At 72.4% G+C, this 16,483-nt stretch carries 17 protein-coding genes; 9 read left to right on the forward strand and 8 right to left on the reverse strand.

What is annotated here, in order from left to right:
- The first annotated feature begins 27 nt into the window (after nt 1–27).
- Nucleotides 28–1,062 carry a hypothetical protein gene (locus SGA01_RS29785; RefSeq protein ID WP_141300244.1) on the forward strand — a complete coding sequence of 345 codons (1,035 nt, stop codon included), beginning with the start codon at nt 28–30 and terminating at the stop codon, nt 1,060–1,062.
- On the opposite strand, the gene SGA01_RS29790 is transcribed toward SGA01_RS29785, so the two are convergent.
- Entirely contained in the window at nt 1,059–1,625 is a 567-nt protein-coding gene (locus tag SGA01_RS29790; protein WP_141300246.1) for a dihydrofolate reductase family protein, read from the reverse strand. The two genes, SGA01_RS29785 and SGA01_RS29790, sit on opposite strands and share 4 nt — an antisense overlap.
- Nucleotides 1,626–1,909: 284 nt before the next feature.
- Between SGA01_RS29790 and SGA01_RS29795 the strand changes: the two genes are divergently transcribed.
- On the forward strand, nt 1,910–2,689 hold the full coding sequence (locus tag SGA01_RS29795) for a hypothetical protein (RefSeq protein ID WP_174867542.1): 780 nt from the start codon (nt 1,910–1,912) through the stop codon (nt 2,687–2,689).
- Between the two features lie 168 nt (nt 2,690–2,857).
- On the opposite strand, the gene SGA01_RS29800 is transcribed toward SGA01_RS29795, so the two are convergent.
- From SGA01_RS29800 to SGA01_RS29815, 4 genes are all read right to left on the reverse strand, one after another.
- On the reverse strand, nt 2,858–4,006 hold the full coding sequence (locus SGA01_RS29800; RefSeq protein ID WP_141300248.1) for a GGDEF domain-containing protein: 1,149 nt from the start codon (nt 4,004–4,006) through the stop codon (nt 2,858–2,860).
- 118 nt (nt 4,007–4,124) lie between these two features.
- Entirely contained in the window at nt 4,125–4,913 is a 789-nt protein-coding gene (locus SGA01_RS29805) for an enoyl-CoA hydratase/isomerase family protein (protein WP_055641659.1), read from the reverse strand.
- 64 nt (nt 4,914–4,977) lie between these two features.
- Nucleotides 4,978–6,144: an adenylate/guanylate cyclase domain-containing protein gene (locus tag SGA01_RS29810; RefSeq protein ID WP_141300250.1), complete on the reverse strand. Its 1,167-nt coding sequence runs from the start codon at nt 6,142–6,144 to the stop codon at nt 4,978–4,980.
- Nucleotides 6,145–6,299: 155 nt separating this feature from the next.
- On the reverse strand, nt 6,300–7,151 hold the full coding sequence (locus tag SGA01_RS29815) for a biotin--[acetyl-CoA-carboxylase] ligase (RefSeq protein WP_141300252.1): 852 nt from the start codon (nt 7,149–7,151) through the stop codon (nt 6,300–6,302).
- A 134-nt stretch (nt 7,152–7,285) separates the two neighbouring features.
- Between SGA01_RS29815 and SGA01_RS29820 the strand changes: the two genes are divergently transcribed.
- Together SGA01_RS29820 and SGA01_RS29825 are read left to right on the forward strand one after the other, a co-directional pair.
- Nucleotides 7,286–8,887 (forward strand): acyl-CoA carboxylase subunit beta, encoded by a 1,602-nt coding sequence (locus SGA01_RS29820; protein ID WP_141300254.1) that lies wholly within the window; start codon nt 7,286–7,288, stop codon nt 8,885–8,887.
- 27 nt (nt 8,888–8,914) lie between these two features.
- Nucleotides 8,915–9,127, forward strand: a complete 213-nt coding sequence (locus tag SGA01_RS29825) for an acyl-CoA carboxylase subunit epsilon (protein WP_055641663.1) — start codon at nt 8,915–8,917, stop codon at nt 9,125–9,127.
- Nucleotides 9,128–9,201: 74 nt separating this feature from the next.
- Here the strand turns inward: SGA01_RS29825 and SGA01_RS29830 are convergent, their stop codons facing one another.
- Nucleotides 9,202–10,596, reverse strand: coding sequence for an MFS transporter (locus tag SGA01_RS29830; RefSeq protein ID WP_141300256.1), 1,395 nt, complete (start codon nt 10,594–10,596; stop codon nt 9,202–9,204).
- Nucleotides 10,597–10,666: 70 nt separating this feature from the next.
- Between SGA01_RS29830 and SGA01_RS29835 the strand changes: the two genes are divergently transcribed.
- From SGA01_RS29835 to SGA01_RS29840, 3 genes are all read left to right on the forward strand, one after another.
- Nucleotides 10,667–11,302, forward strand: a complete 636-nt coding sequence (locus SGA01_RS29835; protein WP_229918318.1) for a TetR/AcrR family transcriptional regulator — start codon at nt 10,667–10,669, stop codon at nt 11,300–11,302.
- A 70-nt stretch (nt 11,303–11,372) separates the two neighbouring features.
- Complete coding sequence (gene mmpB, locus SGA01_RS42330; protein ID WP_099054328.1) at nt 11,373–11,501, forward strand: morphogenic membrane protein MmpB; 129 nt, start codon at nt 11,373–11,375, stop codon at nt 11,499–11,501.
- Nucleotides 11,502–11,560: 59 nt separating this feature from the next.
- Entirely contained in the window at nt 11,561–12,166 is a 606-nt protein-coding gene (locus tag SGA01_RS29840) for a Maf family protein (protein ID WP_055641666.1), read from the forward strand.
- 21 nt (nt 12,167–12,187) lie between these two features.
- On the opposite strand, the gene SGA01_RS29845 is transcribed toward SGA01_RS29840, so the two are convergent.
- The gene (locus SGA01_RS29845; protein ID WP_371866208.1) at nt 12,188–12,625 is read right to left on the reverse strand and encodes a hypothetical protein; all 438 of its coding nucleotides are present in this window, start codon (nt 12,623–12,625) and stop codon (nt 12,188–12,190) included.
- Nucleotides 12,626–13,000: 375 nt separating this feature from the next.
- Between SGA01_RS29845 and SGA01_RS29850 the strand changes: the two genes are divergently transcribed.
- Nucleotides 13,001–14,755 carry an acetyl/propionyl/methylcrotonyl-CoA carboxylase subunit alpha gene (locus tag SGA01_RS29850; protein ID WP_141300262.1) on the forward strand — a complete coding sequence of 585 codons (1,755 nt, stop codon included), beginning with the start codon at nt 13,001–13,003 and terminating at the stop codon, nt 14,753–14,755.
- 85 nt (nt 14,756–14,840) lie between these two features.
- A complete protein-coding gene (locus SGA01_RS29855) occupies nt 14,841–15,386 on the forward strand; it encodes a TetR/AcrR family transcriptional regulator (RefSeq protein ID WP_055641668.1) in 546 nt (181 codons plus the stop codon).
- Nucleotides 15,387–15,474: 88 nt separating this feature from the next.
- Here SGA01_RS29855 and SGA01_RS29860 read toward each other — a convergent pair whose 3' ends face one another.
- Entirely contained in the window at nt 15,475–16,440 is a 966-nt protein-coding gene (locus tag SGA01_RS29860; protein ID WP_255325285.1) for a DeoR/GlpR family DNA-binding transcription regulator, read from the reverse strand.
- Nucleotides 16,441–16,483: the final 43 nt, after the last annotated feature.

A 16,483-nucleotide genomic window follows, 5' to 3' on the forward strand; every position in this document is an offset into this window, starting at 1 on the left:
TGGCCCGAGTGGGCTCCTGCCGCGGCCATGACCTGTGGCGCGGCGTACGCCGTCGTCGAGGCCACCTGGGCCGTGACGGGAACAGCGGTGCCCTTCACCCCGCACATCCGCTACTCACCGGCCGTCCAGCTGATCCTGGCCGGCCTGGCCGTCGCCGCCGGTGTCGCCTGCCGGGCCACCGGGCGGCAGCTGGGCCGGCCCGGTCGAACGGCGGTGGGGGGTGCGCTCGTTCTGACCGTCCCCGTGTTCGCGATGGGTGCGACGAGCCTGCCCGCGTACGTCGTGACCCTGGCGGCCGGTTCCGGGCTGGAGAGCGCCACCGGCCTGGCTCATGTGCTGTTGAGCACGGCCCTCACCGCCGCGCTCGCGCTCGTCGCTCTTTCGTACCGCCGACGGCTGACCGGCAGATGCCCCCGCTGCGGGCAGCAGCACGCCGGCGGCCACGACGGCCCACTCGTCCACCCTGGTGCCACGACCGCCTCCCGGCGCACCAGGAGGCTGGCCTACCTGCTGATGTGCGGGCTGCTGCCCTGGGCCGGAGTGAAGACCGTCTGGACGCTGGGCGGTGACGCGCTCGGTATCACGGCGGAGAAGTGGCGGGAGTCGAACTCCGGCGGTTCGGAGGTGGCCAAGGCGCTCGCCGAGGTGGGCATCGACGTCACCGTCCTCGCCGCGGGACTCGGGTTCTTTCTGCTGGCCGGGCTGATGTACCCGTGGGGGCAGGTGTTTCCCCGCTGGACCCTGTTCCTCTCCGGGCGCCGCGTACCGCGTCTGCTGCCCTTGGTCCCGGCCTGGCTGACCGCGCTCGGACTGTCGGTGTACGGGGTCTTCCTGATCGTCTACGCCCCGCTCGCCGCCCTCGGGATGCTGCCGGCGCCCAGGCTCGACACGGATCTCGGCGCCACCCTCTCCGGGACTCTCTGGCTGGCCGCCTTCGGCGGAACCGCCTTCGGCGGCCTCGGCTTCGCCCTCCTCACGGCCGCACGCTCCTACGCCGCCCGGACCCGCCCCGTCTGCGCCACCGCGACGCCCCCGGAGGCCCGTCCGCCGGACACCCGCTAGCGCACGACACGGTGCCGGAGCAGGATCGAGCGGCCGTCGAAGGTGCGGGTCTCGACCGTCTCCAGTTCCGTGCGGTTCTCGGCGGGGCGGAAGGCCGGGGTGCCGCCGCCGAGGACCACGGGGTGGACGACGACCCGGTACTCGTCGATCGCGCCGTGCGCGCCGAGGTGGGCGGCCAGGTCCGCGCCGCCGAACAGCACCAGGTTCTTTCCGGTCGCCGCGAGCGCCCTCAGCTCCTCGGCGACGTTCTCGGAGACGAGCGTGGTGTTCCAGTCGAGGTCCTGGCCGGCGAGGGTCCGGGAGACCACGACCTTCGGGGCCTCCAGCCAGACCGGCGCGAAGGCCAGGTCGTGCGGGTCCTGCGAGTACTTCTCGGCGTTCGGCCAGAAGCCGGACATCAGGTCCCACACCTTGCGGCCGTAGAGGAAGACCGTGTCACCGGCGGTCAGTTCCTCCGTGTACGCGGAGAGTTCGGGGCCCATGGCCGGCCAGTCGAACTCCCCGTTCGGCCCGGCGATGAAGCCGTCGAGGGACTGGTGCACGAAGTGAATGATCCGACCCATGGTGTCTCCGCCTGACTTCCGGTGGCGCGTACCGCCCTTGCGGCTCGCTCTCGCCATGAAGTCGGAGCCGGGCGACGCCGTTCGACATCCCTGGAGACGTTCTTTCGGCCAACTTGTTTCGGCCAGGACGGCCCGGGAAGCCGAGCGTCACCCGTACGGGCGGTCTTCGCCCAGCGTGTCGTTCCGGGCATATGCCGTTCGGTACGTTCGCAACAAATCGGCCCCCGTCAACGGCTGGAACCGTCGGCGAGGGCCTGAACCACTAGTGGAAGAACAGTCCACCCGTGATCTATCGCAACTTTATCGCGCCCTCGCGCGACTTCACCCAGCTGACCAACGCCCTCATCCGGCATCCGCGCCTCGACTCCCACGCGACGCGCCTCCTGACCTGGCAGCTCTCCCTCCCGGCACACGCCCGCGAAACCCTCTCCGACACCGCCAAGCGCGCCCGGATCGGGGCCACTTCCTTCATCACCGCCAAGCGGCAGCTCAAGGCCGAGGGGTACGTGCACGAGCGCAGGGTCCAGATGACCGGCGGGCTCTGGGCCACCCAACAGCTCGTCTCCAGCACGCCGTTACGCCCCGAGGAAGCCGCCAAGGTCTTCGCCCGTCTGCCTGCCCACACCGGCATCGAGCGGGTGTATCCGCAGGTGGCGCCGAGTGCCCGCCCTCCGGCCGTCGGTGGTCCGACACCCCCGTCGACCGACGGTCATCCAGAGAAAACACCGGAGGGAAAGACCTCCAACCCTCCGCCCGAGCCGGAGCACGAGCCCCGTCCGGAGCGGGAGCCCGATCCCGAGTCCGATCCGGAATCCGAACCCGAAGGCGAACCCGGGCCCGACCCCCAATTCGTCGAGGCCCGCGCCCTCGTCGGCGCCCTCCCCCCCTCTCCCCCGCCCTCCGCCGCATCCCGCCCGGCATGCGCGACGAGCTCACCCTCCTCGTCGCCCGCTGGCTCGCCGCCGGGCACACCTCCGCCGACGTCCACGAGCACCTCCGGCTCGGCCTGCCCGGCGCCGGGACGCCCGTACGCCGGCCAGGCGGGCTCGTGCGGTACCTCCTGAAGGACGTACCGCCCCTCGCCCCGCCCCCTGCCCCGCAGGGGCCCCCGCGCCTCTCCGCGCGCCTCGAAGGCGCCGTGGAGTGCTCCGGGAGACACGTCCAGCCCATGCTGTTCCGGCCCGTCGCCGACGAGACGCTCTGCCCGGGCTGCGCGGCGACCCCGTGCCGCCTCAGGGCTCCCGAGGCGGCAGGTCCTCGCGTGGTGGCATCGGGGGTGCGTCGCGGAAGCGGCGGCGGTCGCGGGCTCCCGGTGGGGCGTCGGCCAGGCGGATGACCGTGCCGTCGCGGCCCGCCACGACCGGCTTCGCCGAGCGTGCGGCCTTCGCCTGGTACTGGGCGGCGTCCGCGAGCCGGAAGAGGCGGCGCGCCGACCTGAGCGGGCCGATCGGGTCGCCCGTGGACGCCACCCCGCAGGCCACGCCCTCGCCGAGCTCCAGTTCCGCCGCCCGTACGCAGAGCTCCTCGGCGACCGCGACCACCTCGTCCGCCGTCGGGCCGACCGTGAGGAGGCAGAACTCGTCGCCGCCGAGGCGGGCCGCGAGGGCGCCGGGGAGCCGGGCGCCGCAGCGGGAGAGCACGGAGCCGAAGCGTTCGAGGAGCCGGTCGCCGACGGCGTGGCCGTGGGTGTCGTTGACCCGCTTGAGGCCGTTCAGGTCGCAGACCAGCAGGCTCACGACGGAGCCGTCGACCCGGTAGCGCTCGATGGCCTCGTCCAGGCGGGTGTCGACGGCCCGCCGGTTGGCGAGCCCGGTGAGCGGGTCGGTGAAGGCCAGCTTGCGGACCTCTTCCAGGCGTTCCGCCTGGGCGATGCCGGCCGCGACGACCGCCGCGAGGACGGTCGCGAAGTCGGCGTCCGCCCGGGTGAAAGGTTTCGCCTCGGGCGGCCGCGCCACGTACAGCTCGCCCCAGGCCCGGCCGTGCAGCACGATCGGGGCGACCACGCAACAGCCCCGTCCGCGCCTGCGCAGGCCCGTCACGCGGCCGGTCGGGACCCGGTCGTCGGCGGTCTCCACCCAGGCGTCAGGCTCGCCGCCGCCGGCCCACTGCTCGTGCAGGAACTCGGTGATCTCGGGGAACTGGTGCACCGGATACGTCTCCGAGTCCGGGAACTCCTCCTCGCCCACGGCCCGCTCCCCGGCGTTGACCAGGACCTTGAGTCTGCCGTGGTCCCGCTCCCAGACGGAGAGGGCGGCGAACGTCCCGTCGAGCCCCTCGCAGGACCCGAGCGCCGCCGCCCGCCAGAACTCGCGTGGAGTGTGCGCCGCCGCCATCCCCTGCGCCAGCGCCACTACGGCCCGCAGCCGCACATCCTCACCCATTCCTCCAGCTTAGGGAGGTTTGACCCGTTTTCCCCTGCGAGACGTCACGGAAAGTGACATTTAGTGCAAATAGGGACGGATGGGCCAAGAGGGCAGGAGGGCAGGAGAGGGCACTCCCTCACTCCCCCGGCCACTCCGGCTTCCGCTTCTCGTTGAACGCCGCCACGCCCTCCGCCCGGTCGCCGGAGAAGGCCACCGACCGCCACGCCGCGTCCTCGACCTCCAGGCCGGCCCGCAGGTCCAGGCCCTGGCCGAGGCGCATGGCCTTCTTGGCGGCGCGCAGCCCGACCGGCGAGTTGACCGCGATCCGCCCGGCCAGCTCCAGGGCGCCCGTCCGCGCGTCCTCGGCCAGGAGGTCGACGAGGCCCAGCTCGCGGGCCTCCGCCGCCTCCACGCGGCGCGCCGTGAAGACCAGCTCGGCGGCGCGCGCCGCGCCCACCCGGCGCGGGAGGAGCTGCGTACCGCCGCCGCCGGGGATGACGCCGACGGAGACCTCGGGGAGGCCGACGACGGCGGTCCCGTCGGCGACGATCACGTCGCAGGCGAGGGCCAGCTCGAAGCCGCCGCCGAGGGCGAAGCCGTGCACGGCGGCGACCGTCGGCATGGGCAGTTCGAGGACGCCGGTGTAGGCGGCGCGGGCGGTCGGACGCTGGCGGACGAGCTCGGCGTCGGTGAAGGAGTTGCGCTCCTTGAGGTCGGCGCCGACGCAGAAGGCCCGGTCGTTCGAGGAGGTGAGGACGGTGACGCGGACCGAGGCGTCGGCGGCGAGCGCGTCGCAGGCCGCGCCGAGGGAGCGGGCCATCTCGGAGGAGACGGCGTTCATCGCCTTGGGGCGGTCGAGGACCAGCTCCGCCACATGGCCGTCCTTCCGGACCACCACGAACTCACCAAAACGCTGCTCGGACATGCCGTACGCCCTCCCGACCCGCTCGGGCCCGTCAACGATGGTTAACGGGCGTTCACCCGAGATCCTAAGTCGGGCGGCGGGTCAGGAGCCAGGGCTCGACGACACCGAGGCCTCGTACCGGCCTCTGCCACATCGGCTGGAGCGCGAAGCGGTAGCGCGCCGCCTCCCGGCCCTCCTTCTCCGCGCGGACGGCCTCCTCGGCCGCCTCCGTCTCGGAGGCGGGCGCGTCCCCGGCCCTGGAGAGCTCCGCCGCGAGCGCGCCGTCGACGAGGACGGCGTCCTTCGGCGCTATCGAGGTGAGGCGGCTCGCGAGGTTCACGGTCGTGCCGAAGACGTCGCCCATGCGGGTGGTCACCGTGCCGAAGGCGATGCCGACCCGCAGCGCGGGCATCGTCTCGTCGTGGCCGAGGGTCTCGATGAGCCGGAGCGCGATCTCGGCGGCCGTGCCGGGGTCGTCGGCGCAGTAGAGCACCTCGTCGCCGAGGGTCTTGATGAGCCGGCCGCCGTGCGCGGCGACGAGGTCGGCGCAGGTCGTCTCGAAGGCCTCGACGAGTTCGCCGAGCTCCTCCTCCTCCAGGCGGCGGGTGAGCCGGGTGAAGCCGACGAGGTCCGCGAAGCCGACCGCGAGCCGCCGGTCGACCATCTCCTCGTCGTCGGCGGCCTGCACGAGGACCCGGCCGGTGGCGGCGGCGAGCTGCCGCCGCCACACGTAGATCAGGAACTCCTCCAGCTCGGGCAGGAGCAGCTCGACGAGGGGGTACGTCACCTCGGTGCGGGTCATACCGGGCTCGGGCGGCTCGGTGAGGCCCTCCAGGAAGGAATCGATCTGCCACTCGGCCAGCCGGGCGGTGGTCTGGCCGGTGGAGCGGGCGACCTGGACGGCCATGGGCTCACTGAGCAGTCCGGCCTCGACGAGACCGGCGAGGCGGCGCAGCGCGAGGACGTCGGCCTCGGTGAGCGCCTTGGCCTGGCCGATGTCGGCGAAGCCCATCGCGCGCCAGAAGCGGGAGGCGAGCTCCATGGAGACACCGGCGGTGCGGGCGGCCTGGAACGGCGTGTAGCGGCGGTCGGCGCCGAGGATCAGCTGTTCGAGACGGATGGCGAGGGGGTCGTCACTCGGCTCGGCCGTGTGGTCGACCTCGTGGTGCGGGGTGGGATACGTGGGCGGTTCGGGGTTGGGGTTCGCGGGTGGCTCGGCGCCGTCGCCCGCGTTCGCGTCGTCGACGGTCACCGGCCGCCTCCTGCCCGTTCCCTGCCCACTTGTCCTGCCGATCTGTCGCCTGGATCGCGCTCCACGATACGGCAGGTGTGGAATGGCTCACGCCTGAACGGCGAGCCATTCCGTCCCTTGGCCGTGTCCGGCCCGTCCCGGCGCCGCCCGCGCCGTCAGGCGGGAGTCCGCAGGTGGACGATGTCGCCCGCGCCGACGGCCTCCGTGCCGCCGCCCTCCGTGGCCACCACGAGGCGCCCGTCGCCGTCCAGGGCGACCGCCTCGCCCTCCAGCATCCGCTCGCCGGGCAGGTCGGCCCGGACGCGGCGGCCGAGGGTCGCGCAGCCGGCCGCGTAGGCCTGCTGGAGGCCCGAGGCGGCGGGGTCGCCGTCGGCCCGTACCCAGTCGCCGTACCACTGGGCGAGGGAGCGCAGGACGGCCCGCAGGAGGGTGTCCCGGTCGGTGGAGACGGCGCCGGCGAGGAGGAGGGAGCCGGCCCCCGGGACGGGGAGCTCGTCCTCGCGGAGGGTGACGTTGATGCCGAGGCCGACGACGATGGCGTCCTCTCCGGCACGCTCGGCGAGGATGCCGCCGGTCTTGCGCTCCTCGCCGCCGACGGAAACCAGCAGGTCGTTCGGCCACTTGAGGGACATGTCGGTCCCGGCGGCCTTCGCGAGGCCCGTCGCGGCGGCCACGCCGGTGAGCAGCGGGAGCCAGCCCCAGCGGTGCACGGGCACGGCCGGCTTGAGGAGGACGGAGAGGAAGAGTCCGGAGCGGGCGGGCGCCGTCCAGCTGCGGTCGAGGCGGCCGCGGCCCGAGGTCTGCTCCTCGGCGACGAGTACCGCGCCTTCGGGCAGGTCGTCGGCGCGGGCGGCGAGGTCGCTGTTGGTGGAGCCGGTGCTGGTGACCACGTCGAGCGAGGTCCACAGACCGTCGGGCTGCACGAGCGCGCGGCGCAGGGCGGGGGCGTTCAGCGGGGGCCGGTCGAGGTCGGACCAGGGCCGGTCGGAGCCTTGAGAGGTCGTCATGCAAGCCAGAGTAGGTGTGGCAAAGACCGCAGTGCCGAACCGTATCCGCGTCGATACGCTACGGGTCAGTAGGCCAGCAGTAGCCCATTCGTAGTCAACGAACCCCCCGTGACCAGGCAGGGAGCCGCATCCCGATGTCCGAGCCGGCAGAGCAGTACGAGATCGACATTCACACGACCGCGGGCAAGATCGCGGACCTCAAGCGCCGTATCGACGAGGCCACGCACGCCGGCTCTGAGCGCGCGGTGGAGAAGCAGCACGCGAAGGGCAAGCTGACCGCGCGCGAGCGGATCGCCCTGCTCCTCGACGAGGGCTCCTTCGTCGAGCTGGACGAGCTGGCCCGACACAGGTCGACCAACTTCGGCCTGGAGAAGAACCGCCCGTACGGAGACGGTGTCGTCACCGGCTACGGCACGGTCGACGGGCGCCCGGTGGCCGTGTTCTCGCAGGACTTCACGGTCTTCGGCGGTGCGCTCGGCGAGACGTACGGCCAGAAGATCATCAAGGTGATGGACTTCGCGCTGAAGACGGGCTGCCCCGTCATCGGCATCAACGACTCCGGCGGCGCCCGCATCCAGGAGGGTGTGAGCGCGCTCGGCATGTACGGCGAGATCTTCCGCCGCAACACCCACGCGTCCGGGGTGATCCCGCAGATCTCCCTGATCGTCGGCCCGTGTGCGGGCGGCGCGGTGTACTCCCCCGCGATCACCGACTTCACGGTGATGGTGGACCAGACCTCGCACATGTTCATCACCGGACCGGACGTCATCAAGACGGTGACCGGCGAGGACGTGGGCTTCGAGGAGCTGGGCGGCGCGCGGACGCACAACTCGACCTCGGGTGTGGCCCACCACATGGCGGGGGACGAGAAGGACGCCATCGAGTACGTGAAGTCCCTGCTGTCCTACCTGCCGTCGAACAACCTCTCCGAGGCGCCGGCCTTCCCCGAGGTCGCGGAGACCGAGGTGACGGACGAGGACCGCGAGCTCGACACGCTGATCCCGGACTCGGCCAACCAGCCGTACGACATGCACAAGGTCATCGAGCACGTCCTCGACGACGGCGAGTTCCTGGAGACGCAGGCGCTGTTCGCGCCGAACATCGTGACCGGCTTCGGCCGTGTCGAGGGCTTCCCGGTCGGTGTCGTCGCCAACCAGCCGATGCAGTTCGCCGGCTGCCTCGACATCAACGCCTCGGAGAAGGCCGCGCGGTTCGTCCGGACGTGCGACGCCTTCAACATCCCGGTGTTGACCTTCGTCGACGTGCCCGGCTTCCTGCCGGGCGTGGACCAGGAGTACGGCGGCATCATCCGACGCGGCGCGAAGCTGATCTACGCGTACGCCGAGGCGACCGTCCCGCTGATCACGATCATCACCCGCAAGGCCTTCGGCGGCGCGTACGACGTCATGGGCTCCAAGCACCTGGGCGCCGACCTGAACCTGGCGTGGCCGACCGCGCAGATCGCGGTGATGGGCGCGCAGGGCGCGGTGAACATCCTGCACCGCAGGACGATCGCGGATGCGGAGGGCCGGGACGATGCGGACGCAGTGCGGGCGCGGCTGATGCAGGAGTACGAGGACGCCCTGCTCAACCCGTACATCGCGGCCGAGCGCGGCTACATCGACGGTGTGGTCATGCCCTCGGACACCCGCCCGCAGATCGTGAAGGGGCTGCGTCAGCTGCGCACGAAGCGGGAATCCCTTCCCCCGAAGAAGCACGGCAACATCCCGCTGTAGCCACGTACGAGCGTCGAAGGAGCCGATGTGATCAAGGTCGTACGAGGAAACCCGACGCCCGAGGAGCTGGCCGCCGCACTGGCGGTGGTCCAGGCCCGGGCCGCGGCCACGGCGGCGGCGTCCGCCGAGGGTGGCGGCCCGGCGATACCGGAAGGGTGGTCGGATCCCTCGCGGATCGCACGTGCGGTACGGCACCGGCCGGGCCCCAGGGCCTGGGCCAGGTCGTACTGGCCCGTGTAGCCGTTCCACGCCGGAAGGCCGGACCCCGTGTGCGGGGGGTCCGGCCTTTCGCATGTCCGCTCGGTGGCGGGCGCTCACGTACGGCGGAGGAAGACGCCGGCGAGTACGGCTCCGACCGCGACGATCGCGGCGTTGACGAGGACCGCGAGGCCGATGCCGTCGAGGAGCACGGGCGCGGTGACGACGACGGCGCTCATGACCGGTGTGCCCATGGTGATGCCGATCTGCTGGGTCATGGTCGCGAGCCCGGTCGCCATGCCCTGCTCGCCGTCGGGGATGCCCGAGGTGGCGGTGACCATGAAGCCGACGATCGCGAGCATGTTGCCGACGCCGCCGGCGAAGGTCGCGGCGAGCAGCAGGGCGAGGCTGCCGCGGTCGTCGCCGAGCCCGTACAGGGAGAGGGTGGCGACGGCCTGGAGGAGTCCGCCGGAGACGAGGGCGGAGCGGGCGCCGAAGCGGCCGATGAAGCGGGAGGCGAGGACGCCGCCGAGGATCGTGCCGGCGCCGAGGACGCCGAAGGACAGCCCGGCGGCGAGCGGCGAGAAGCCCAGGACGTCCTGGAGGTACAGCGTCATGAGGAAGACCAGCGAGGTCTCGGTGACGAAGGCGACGAGCCCGGCGAGGTTGCCCCAGACGACGGTGCGGCGCTTCAGGACGTGGACGGGGACGAGCGGTGAGGCGGCCCGCCGTTCGACGAGGACGAAGGCCACGAGGAGGGCCGCGCCGGCGGCGAGGGCGGTGAGCGCGGTGGGGTCGGTCCAGCCGTGCTCTCCGGCGACGGTGAGGCCGTAGACGAGGGCGAGGAGTCCGCCGGTGACCGTGACCGCGCCGGGGATGTCGAGGCGGGGGCGGACGGCGGGGCGGCTCTCGCTCAGGACGGCGGGGGCGACGAGGAGGACGGCGAGCGCCACCGGCACGTTGACGAAGAACGCCCAGCGCCAGGAGAGCAGGTCCGTGAGGACGCCGCCGAGGATCGCGCCGGTGGTGAAGCCCGCGGACATGAGGGCGCCGTTGAGGCCGAGCGCCTTGGCGCGCAGCGGGCCCTCGGGGAAGGAGGCGGTGAGCAGGGAGAGCCCCGCGGGGGTGACGGCGGCGGTGGCGAGGCCCTGGGCGACCCGGGCGGCCATGAGCATCTCGGGGCCGGTGGCGAGTCCTCCGACGAGCGAGGAGACGCCGAGGAGGGCCATGCCGCCGAGGAAGAGCCGGCGGCGGCCGATCAGGTCGGCGACGCGCCCGAAGAGGAGGGTGAATCCGGCGGCGGCGAGGGCGAAGGCGGTGGCGATCCACTGGAGGCCGCCGAGGGTGAAGCCGAGTCCCTGACCGATGACGGGCAGCGCCACGTTCAGGATCGAGAAGTCGACGGCCAGCATGAACTGGGCGAGGAGGAGCACGACGAGGACGAGCCGCATCCGGCCGGTCATCCGGGCTTCGGCGTGTTCGGTGGGGGTGGGGAGATCCAGGGCGACCATGCGTACAACCCCTTAATGGGAAGATGGTTCCGTTAAGATGTCCCGTACCGTAGCAGAGTCGAAGGACTTAATGGAACAGGAGACCCGTTTGACTGAGAGCCGACCGGCCTCGCCCGGCACCCTGCGCCCCGGCGGCCGCACCGCGAAGGTCCGCGGGGCCGTCCTCGACGCCACCCGGGACGCCCTCGCGGAGACCGGCTTCCACGCCCTGAACATGGACCGGATCGCCGCGAGCGCGGGCGTCGGCAAGACGACCGTCTACCGCCGCTGGGGCTCCCCCGTCGGCCTCGTCACCGACCTCCTGCACGACATGGCGGAGCAGTCCCTGCCCGCCGCCGACACCGGCGCCCTCGCGGGCGACCTGCGGGCCAACGCCGAACTCGTCCGGGACACGCTGACCCACCCCCGGATGGGCGCCGTCTTCCACGCGGTCATCGCCGCGGCGGCCTGCGACGAGGAGTGCGCCCGCGCGCTCGCCGGCTTCTACCGGACCCGGCTCGCCGAATGGGCCCCGGTCGTCGCCAGAGGCGCGGAACGCGGCGAGATCCCCGCCGGCACGGACCCGGTGGAGCTGCTCCGCGCCGTCTCCGCGCCGCTCTACTACCGCTTCGCCGTCACCCACGAGGAGCTCACCGGGGACGTGGCCGGACGGGCCGCGGAGGCGGCGCTCGCGGCGGCGCGCGCCGGCGTGTTCGTCCGCGAATAGTCCTTCGGCACAGGGGCGCTTGAGTATCCGTACTCAGGCGCCCCGCGCGCCCCGCCCGGAGGATCGGAGCATGTTGTGGTCCGACCCGAAGAACCAGCCGCCGAAGTTCCTGCGCGACATGCAGGCGATGCTCCGCCGCACCGGCGTGCTCCTGGCACTGGCGATGGTGGTGGCGATGTTCGTCGTCAACGCGCGATGAGCCGGTGACCGGCGCCGGTTCGGCGCGAACGGACGCACCGCACTGACTACGCTGACCCCATGACTGCTGATCCGCGCCGTGTCGTCCTCGCCTCCGCCTCCCCCGCCCGGCTCGGGCTGCTCCGGCAGGCCGGAATCACCCCCGAGGTGATCGTGAGCGGCGTCGACGAGGACAAGCTCCAGGCGCCGACCCCCGCCGAGCTCGCGCTCGCCCTCGCCGAGGCCAAGGCCGCCCATGTGGCCGCCCGGCCGGAGGTGTTCGGCGCGCTCGTCATCGGTTGCGACTCGGTCCTGGAGCTCGACAAGCAGGCCCTCGGCAAGCCGGCCGACGCCGCGGAGGCCACCGCCCGCTGGAAGGCCATGCGCGGCCGGGTCGGCATCCTCCAGACCGGCCACTGCGTGTACGACACGGCCGCGAAGCGCTACGAGTCGGCGACGGCCTCCACCGTCGTCCGCTTCGGCGAGCCGACCGACGCGGAGATCGCCGCGTACGTGGCGAGCGGCGAACCGCTGCACGTGGCGGGCGCGTTCACCCTGGACGGGCGCTCGGCGCCGTTCATCGACGGCATCGACGGGGACCCGGGCAATGTGATCGGCCTGTCCCTGCCGCTGCTGCGCACGCTGCTCCGCAAGCTGGACGTCGAGATCACCGACCTCTGGAGCTAGTCGGCGACGCGCCCCCGGGGCTCAGACGGCGGCCGGTGCCTCCTCGGGGGCGCCGGCCCCCTCCTCGTGGCCCTTCCCGTACGCCACCAGGGTGAGGACGACGAGTCCGACGACGGCCATCAGGAAGGCGAACGCGCCCCAGCCGATCAGGCCGACGGCGACCGCGCCCAGGATGCCGTGGACGACCGCGCAGCCGACGAGCAGCCCCCGGCCCGCCCGGCCCGGGCGGCGGTCGCGGATGCCGGCGACGAGGGCGACGAGGCCGCACAGGACGAGCGCGACACCGGAGCCGATGCCGAGGCCCCAGGTGCCGGCGACCATGGCGTCCGGGTCCATGCCGTCGAGGGACATCGACTGGGCCTCCACGAAGCCCGCCATGACTCCGTTGATCGCGACGATGCCGGGCGCTTCGAGGAAGAGCACCGCCGCCGTCACGAGGGCTATCGGTCTGCGGGCCACCTCGGCCACCCCCTGGATTCGCCTGTTACCGACAGTACGATCGACTGCGCGAAGGCTACTGGCCGGTAAACCGCCGGACAAGAGTTCGCACACGAACGACGGCGGCCGCCCGCTCGGCAAAGAATCACCGGGCCATTCGTAGAGACCCGACAAAGAAACCCGAATGGCGACTGGCCGCACGAACAGAGACCTGCGCCACACCTCGGAGCTACTGTGCCGTAAAGGAACCCTGCGTACCGTGGTGCGACAAGGGAATTCACGACCCGAGCAGGCCCGGGGTCACGCTCCGTGTGGGCAAGCTCACCACTGGGGACGGGTCGAAAGGCCGTGTCGGCAGTCCCTAAACTCAGCTTGTTTCAAGGAGAGGGAGCCATCGTGCGCAAGGTGCTCATCGCCAACCGTGGCGAAATCGCTGTCCGTGTGGCCCGGGCGTGCCGGGACGCCGGTATCGGCAGCGTGGCCGTGTACGCCGACCCGGACCGGGACGCTCTGCACGTCCGGGCGGCTGACGAGGCGTTCGCTCTGGGCGGTGACACCCCGGCGACCAGCTATCTGGACATGACCAAGGTGTTGCAGGCCGCGAAGGACGCGGACGCGGACGCCGTCCACCCCGGTTACGGCTTCCTTTCCGAGAACGCCGAGTTCGCACAGGCGGTCCTGGACGCGGGCCTGATCTGGATCGGCCCGCCGCCGCAGGCGATCCGCGACCTGGGCGACAAGGTGGCGGCCCGTCACATCGCGCAGCGCGCCGGCGCCCCGCTGGTCGCCGGCACCCCCGACCCGGTCTCGGGTGCGGAGGAGGTCGTGGCGTTCGCGCAGGAGCACGGGCTGCCGATCGCGATCAAGGCCGCCTTCGGCGGCGGCGGTCGCGGTCTGAAGGTCGCGCGGACCCTGGAAGAGGTCCCCGAGCTGTACGACTCCGCCGTCCGTGAGGCCGTCGCGGCCTTCGGTCGCGGCGAGTGCTTCGTGGAGCGCTACCTCGACAAGCCGCGGCACGTCGAGACCCAGTGCCTGGCCGACACCCACGGCAACGTGGTCGTCGTCTCGACCCGTGACTGCTCGCTCCAGCGCCGCCACCAGAAGCTCGTCGAGGAGGCGCCCGCACCGTTCCTGACGGAGGCGCAGAACGCCGAGCTGTACGCGGCGTCGAAGGCGATCCTGAAGGAGGCCGGCTACGTCGGCGCCGGCACCGTCGAGTTCCTCGTCGGCACCGACGGCACGATCTCCTTCCTGGAGGTCAACACCCGCCTCCAGGTCGAGCACCCGGTCACCGAAGAGGTCACCGGCCTCGACCTGGTCCGCGAGATGTTCCGGATCGCCGACGGCGAGGAGCTCGGCTACGGCGACCCGGCGGTCCGCGGTCACTCCTTCGAGTTCCGTATCAACGGCGAGGACCCGGGCCGCGGCTTCCTGCCGGCCCCCGGCACCGTCACCGTCTTCGACGCCCCCTCGGGCCCCGGTGTCCGCCTGGACGCCGGCGTCGAGTCCGGCTCCGTGATCGGCCCGGCCTGGGACTCGCTCCTGGCCAAGCTGATCGTCACCGGCGCGACCCGCGAGCAGGCGCTCCAGCGCGCCGCCCGCGCCCTGGCCGAGTTCAAGGTGGAGGGCATGGCCACGGCCATCCCGTTCCACCAGGCCGTCGTCGTCGACCCGGCGTTCACCGCGGACCCCTTCCGGGTCCACACCCGGTGGATCGAGACCGAGTTCGTCAACGAGATCAAGCCGTTCGCGCCGGCCGGTGCCGACGCGGACGAGGACGAGTCGGGCCGCGAGACGATCGTCGTCGAGGTCGGCGGCAAGCGCCTCGAGGTCTCCCTGCCGTCCTCCCTCGGCATGACGCTGGCCCGCACCGGGCTCGCGGCGGGTGCGAAGCCGAAGCGCCGGGCGGCGAAGAAGTCCGGCCCGACCGCCTCGGGCGACACCCTCGCCTCCCCGATGCAGGGCACGATCGTCAAGGTCGCGGTCGAGGAGGGCCAGGAGGTCAAGGAGGGCGACCTCATCGTCGTCCTGGAGGCCATGAAGATGGAGCAGCCGCTCAACGCCCACCGCTCCGGCACCGTCAAGGGCCTGAGCGCCGAGGTCGGCGCCTCGGTCACCTCCGGCGCCACCATCTGCGACATCAAGGACTGACCGTCGCGGCACGTACGGTGTGAAGGGCCCGCAGGCAGCAGCCTGCGGGCCCTTCCGTCGATCTCCTGGGGGAGGACCCAACGTCATGCGAGCCGACGCGCGCCGCAACCACGAGCGGCTGCTCACGGAGGCCAGGGCCGTCTTCGCCGAGCAGGGCACGGACGCGCCCCTGGAGGAGATCGCCCGCCGTGCGGGGGTCGGGATCGGCACCCTCTACCGCCACTTCCCCACCCGGGCCGAGCTGTTGAACGCCGTCTTCCAGGAGGCCCTGGCGGCGCTCCTGCACCGCTCGCACGAGCTGGCGGAGGCGGCCGAGCCGTGCCGGGCGCTCGTGGAGTGGCTGCGGGCCCTGATCGCCCACGCGGGCGAGTACCGGGGTCTCGCGCACGCGCTGATGTCCGCCTCGTACGACCGGAGTTCGGCGCTCGCCTCGTGCAGCGTGCCGCTGCGCGACGCGGGCGAGGCGCTGCTCGGGCGCGCCCAGGAGGCGGGGCAGGTGCGTGCCGGCGTGTCGATCGGCGACCTGATGCAGCTCACCAACGCGATCGCGCTGGCGGCGGAACAGTGCCCGGAGGACGCGGAGCTGGCGGACCGCCTGCTGGCGCTGACCCTGCGGGGACTCAAGAACTGACGTACGCGGCCGTGGGACCCCTGGGGGAGGGCCCCTCGCGACGCGGTGCTGTGCCTTGCTGTGCTGTGCTGTGCCGTGAACTGCGGTCTCAGCGGCGCCGCATGTCCGCGACCCGCGCCGTGCGCTCCAGCGTCTCCGCCGCCATCCCTCCGCCGGGCCCACGGAACTGACCGGCCGCCATCCGTCCGCGCTGGACGGGCAGCGGCATGTCACGGCGGGGCCGGACGCCCGGGGGGTGGTGCTGCTCACCGCCGGTGGCACCGGGTCCCGCGCCCGTGCCCGCGACGGCGATCTGGACGCCCTGGTCGGCGAGGGCCTGGAGCTCGGAGGCGGCCCGCTCGTCGTGGGCCGGCGGCTCGTCGGTCACCAGGCGGGTGATCACGTCCGTCGGCACCGTCTGGAACATGGTGTCGGCGCCGAGCTTGGTGTGGTCGGCGAGGACCACGACCTCCGCCGCCGCCTGCACCAGGGCCCGGTCCACGCTCGCGGAGAGCATGTTGGACGTGGAGAGCCCGCGCTCGGCGGTGAGCCCGCTCCCGGAGAGGAAGGCCCGGGAGACCCGCAGCCCCTGGAGCGACTGCTCGGCCCCGCTGCCCACGAGGGCGTAGTTGGACCCGCGCAGGGTGCCGCCGGTCATGACGACCTCGACCCGGTTGGCATGGGCCAGGGCCTGGGCGACGAGCAGTGAGTTGGTGACGACGGTCAGACCGGGCACGCGGGCGAGCCGGCGGGCCAGCTCCTGCGTGGTCGTCCCGGCGCCGACGACGATGGCCTCGCCCTCTTCGACGAGGCTCGCGGCGACGTCGGCGATGGCCGTCTTCTCCGCCGTGGCGAGATGGGATTTCTGCGGGAAGCCGGATTCTCGCGTGAATCCGCCCGGCAACACCGCACCGCCGTGACGGCGGTCGAGGAGTCCTTCTGCCTCGAGTGCCCGTACGTCCCTCCGTACGGTCACCTCCGAGGTCTGGACGACGCGGGCGAGCTCGCGGAGCGACACGGCCCCATTGGCTCGCACCATTTCGAGGATCAACTGGCGACGTTCTGCAGCGAACACGAAACTGACAGTAACGTGAGCGGCCGATACTTTTCAGCAGTAT

This window comes from Streptomyces gardneri (assembly GCF_006539185.1).
GTDB lineage: Bacteria > Actinomycetota > Actinomycetes > Streptomycetales > Streptomycetaceae > Streptomyces > Streptomyces gardneri.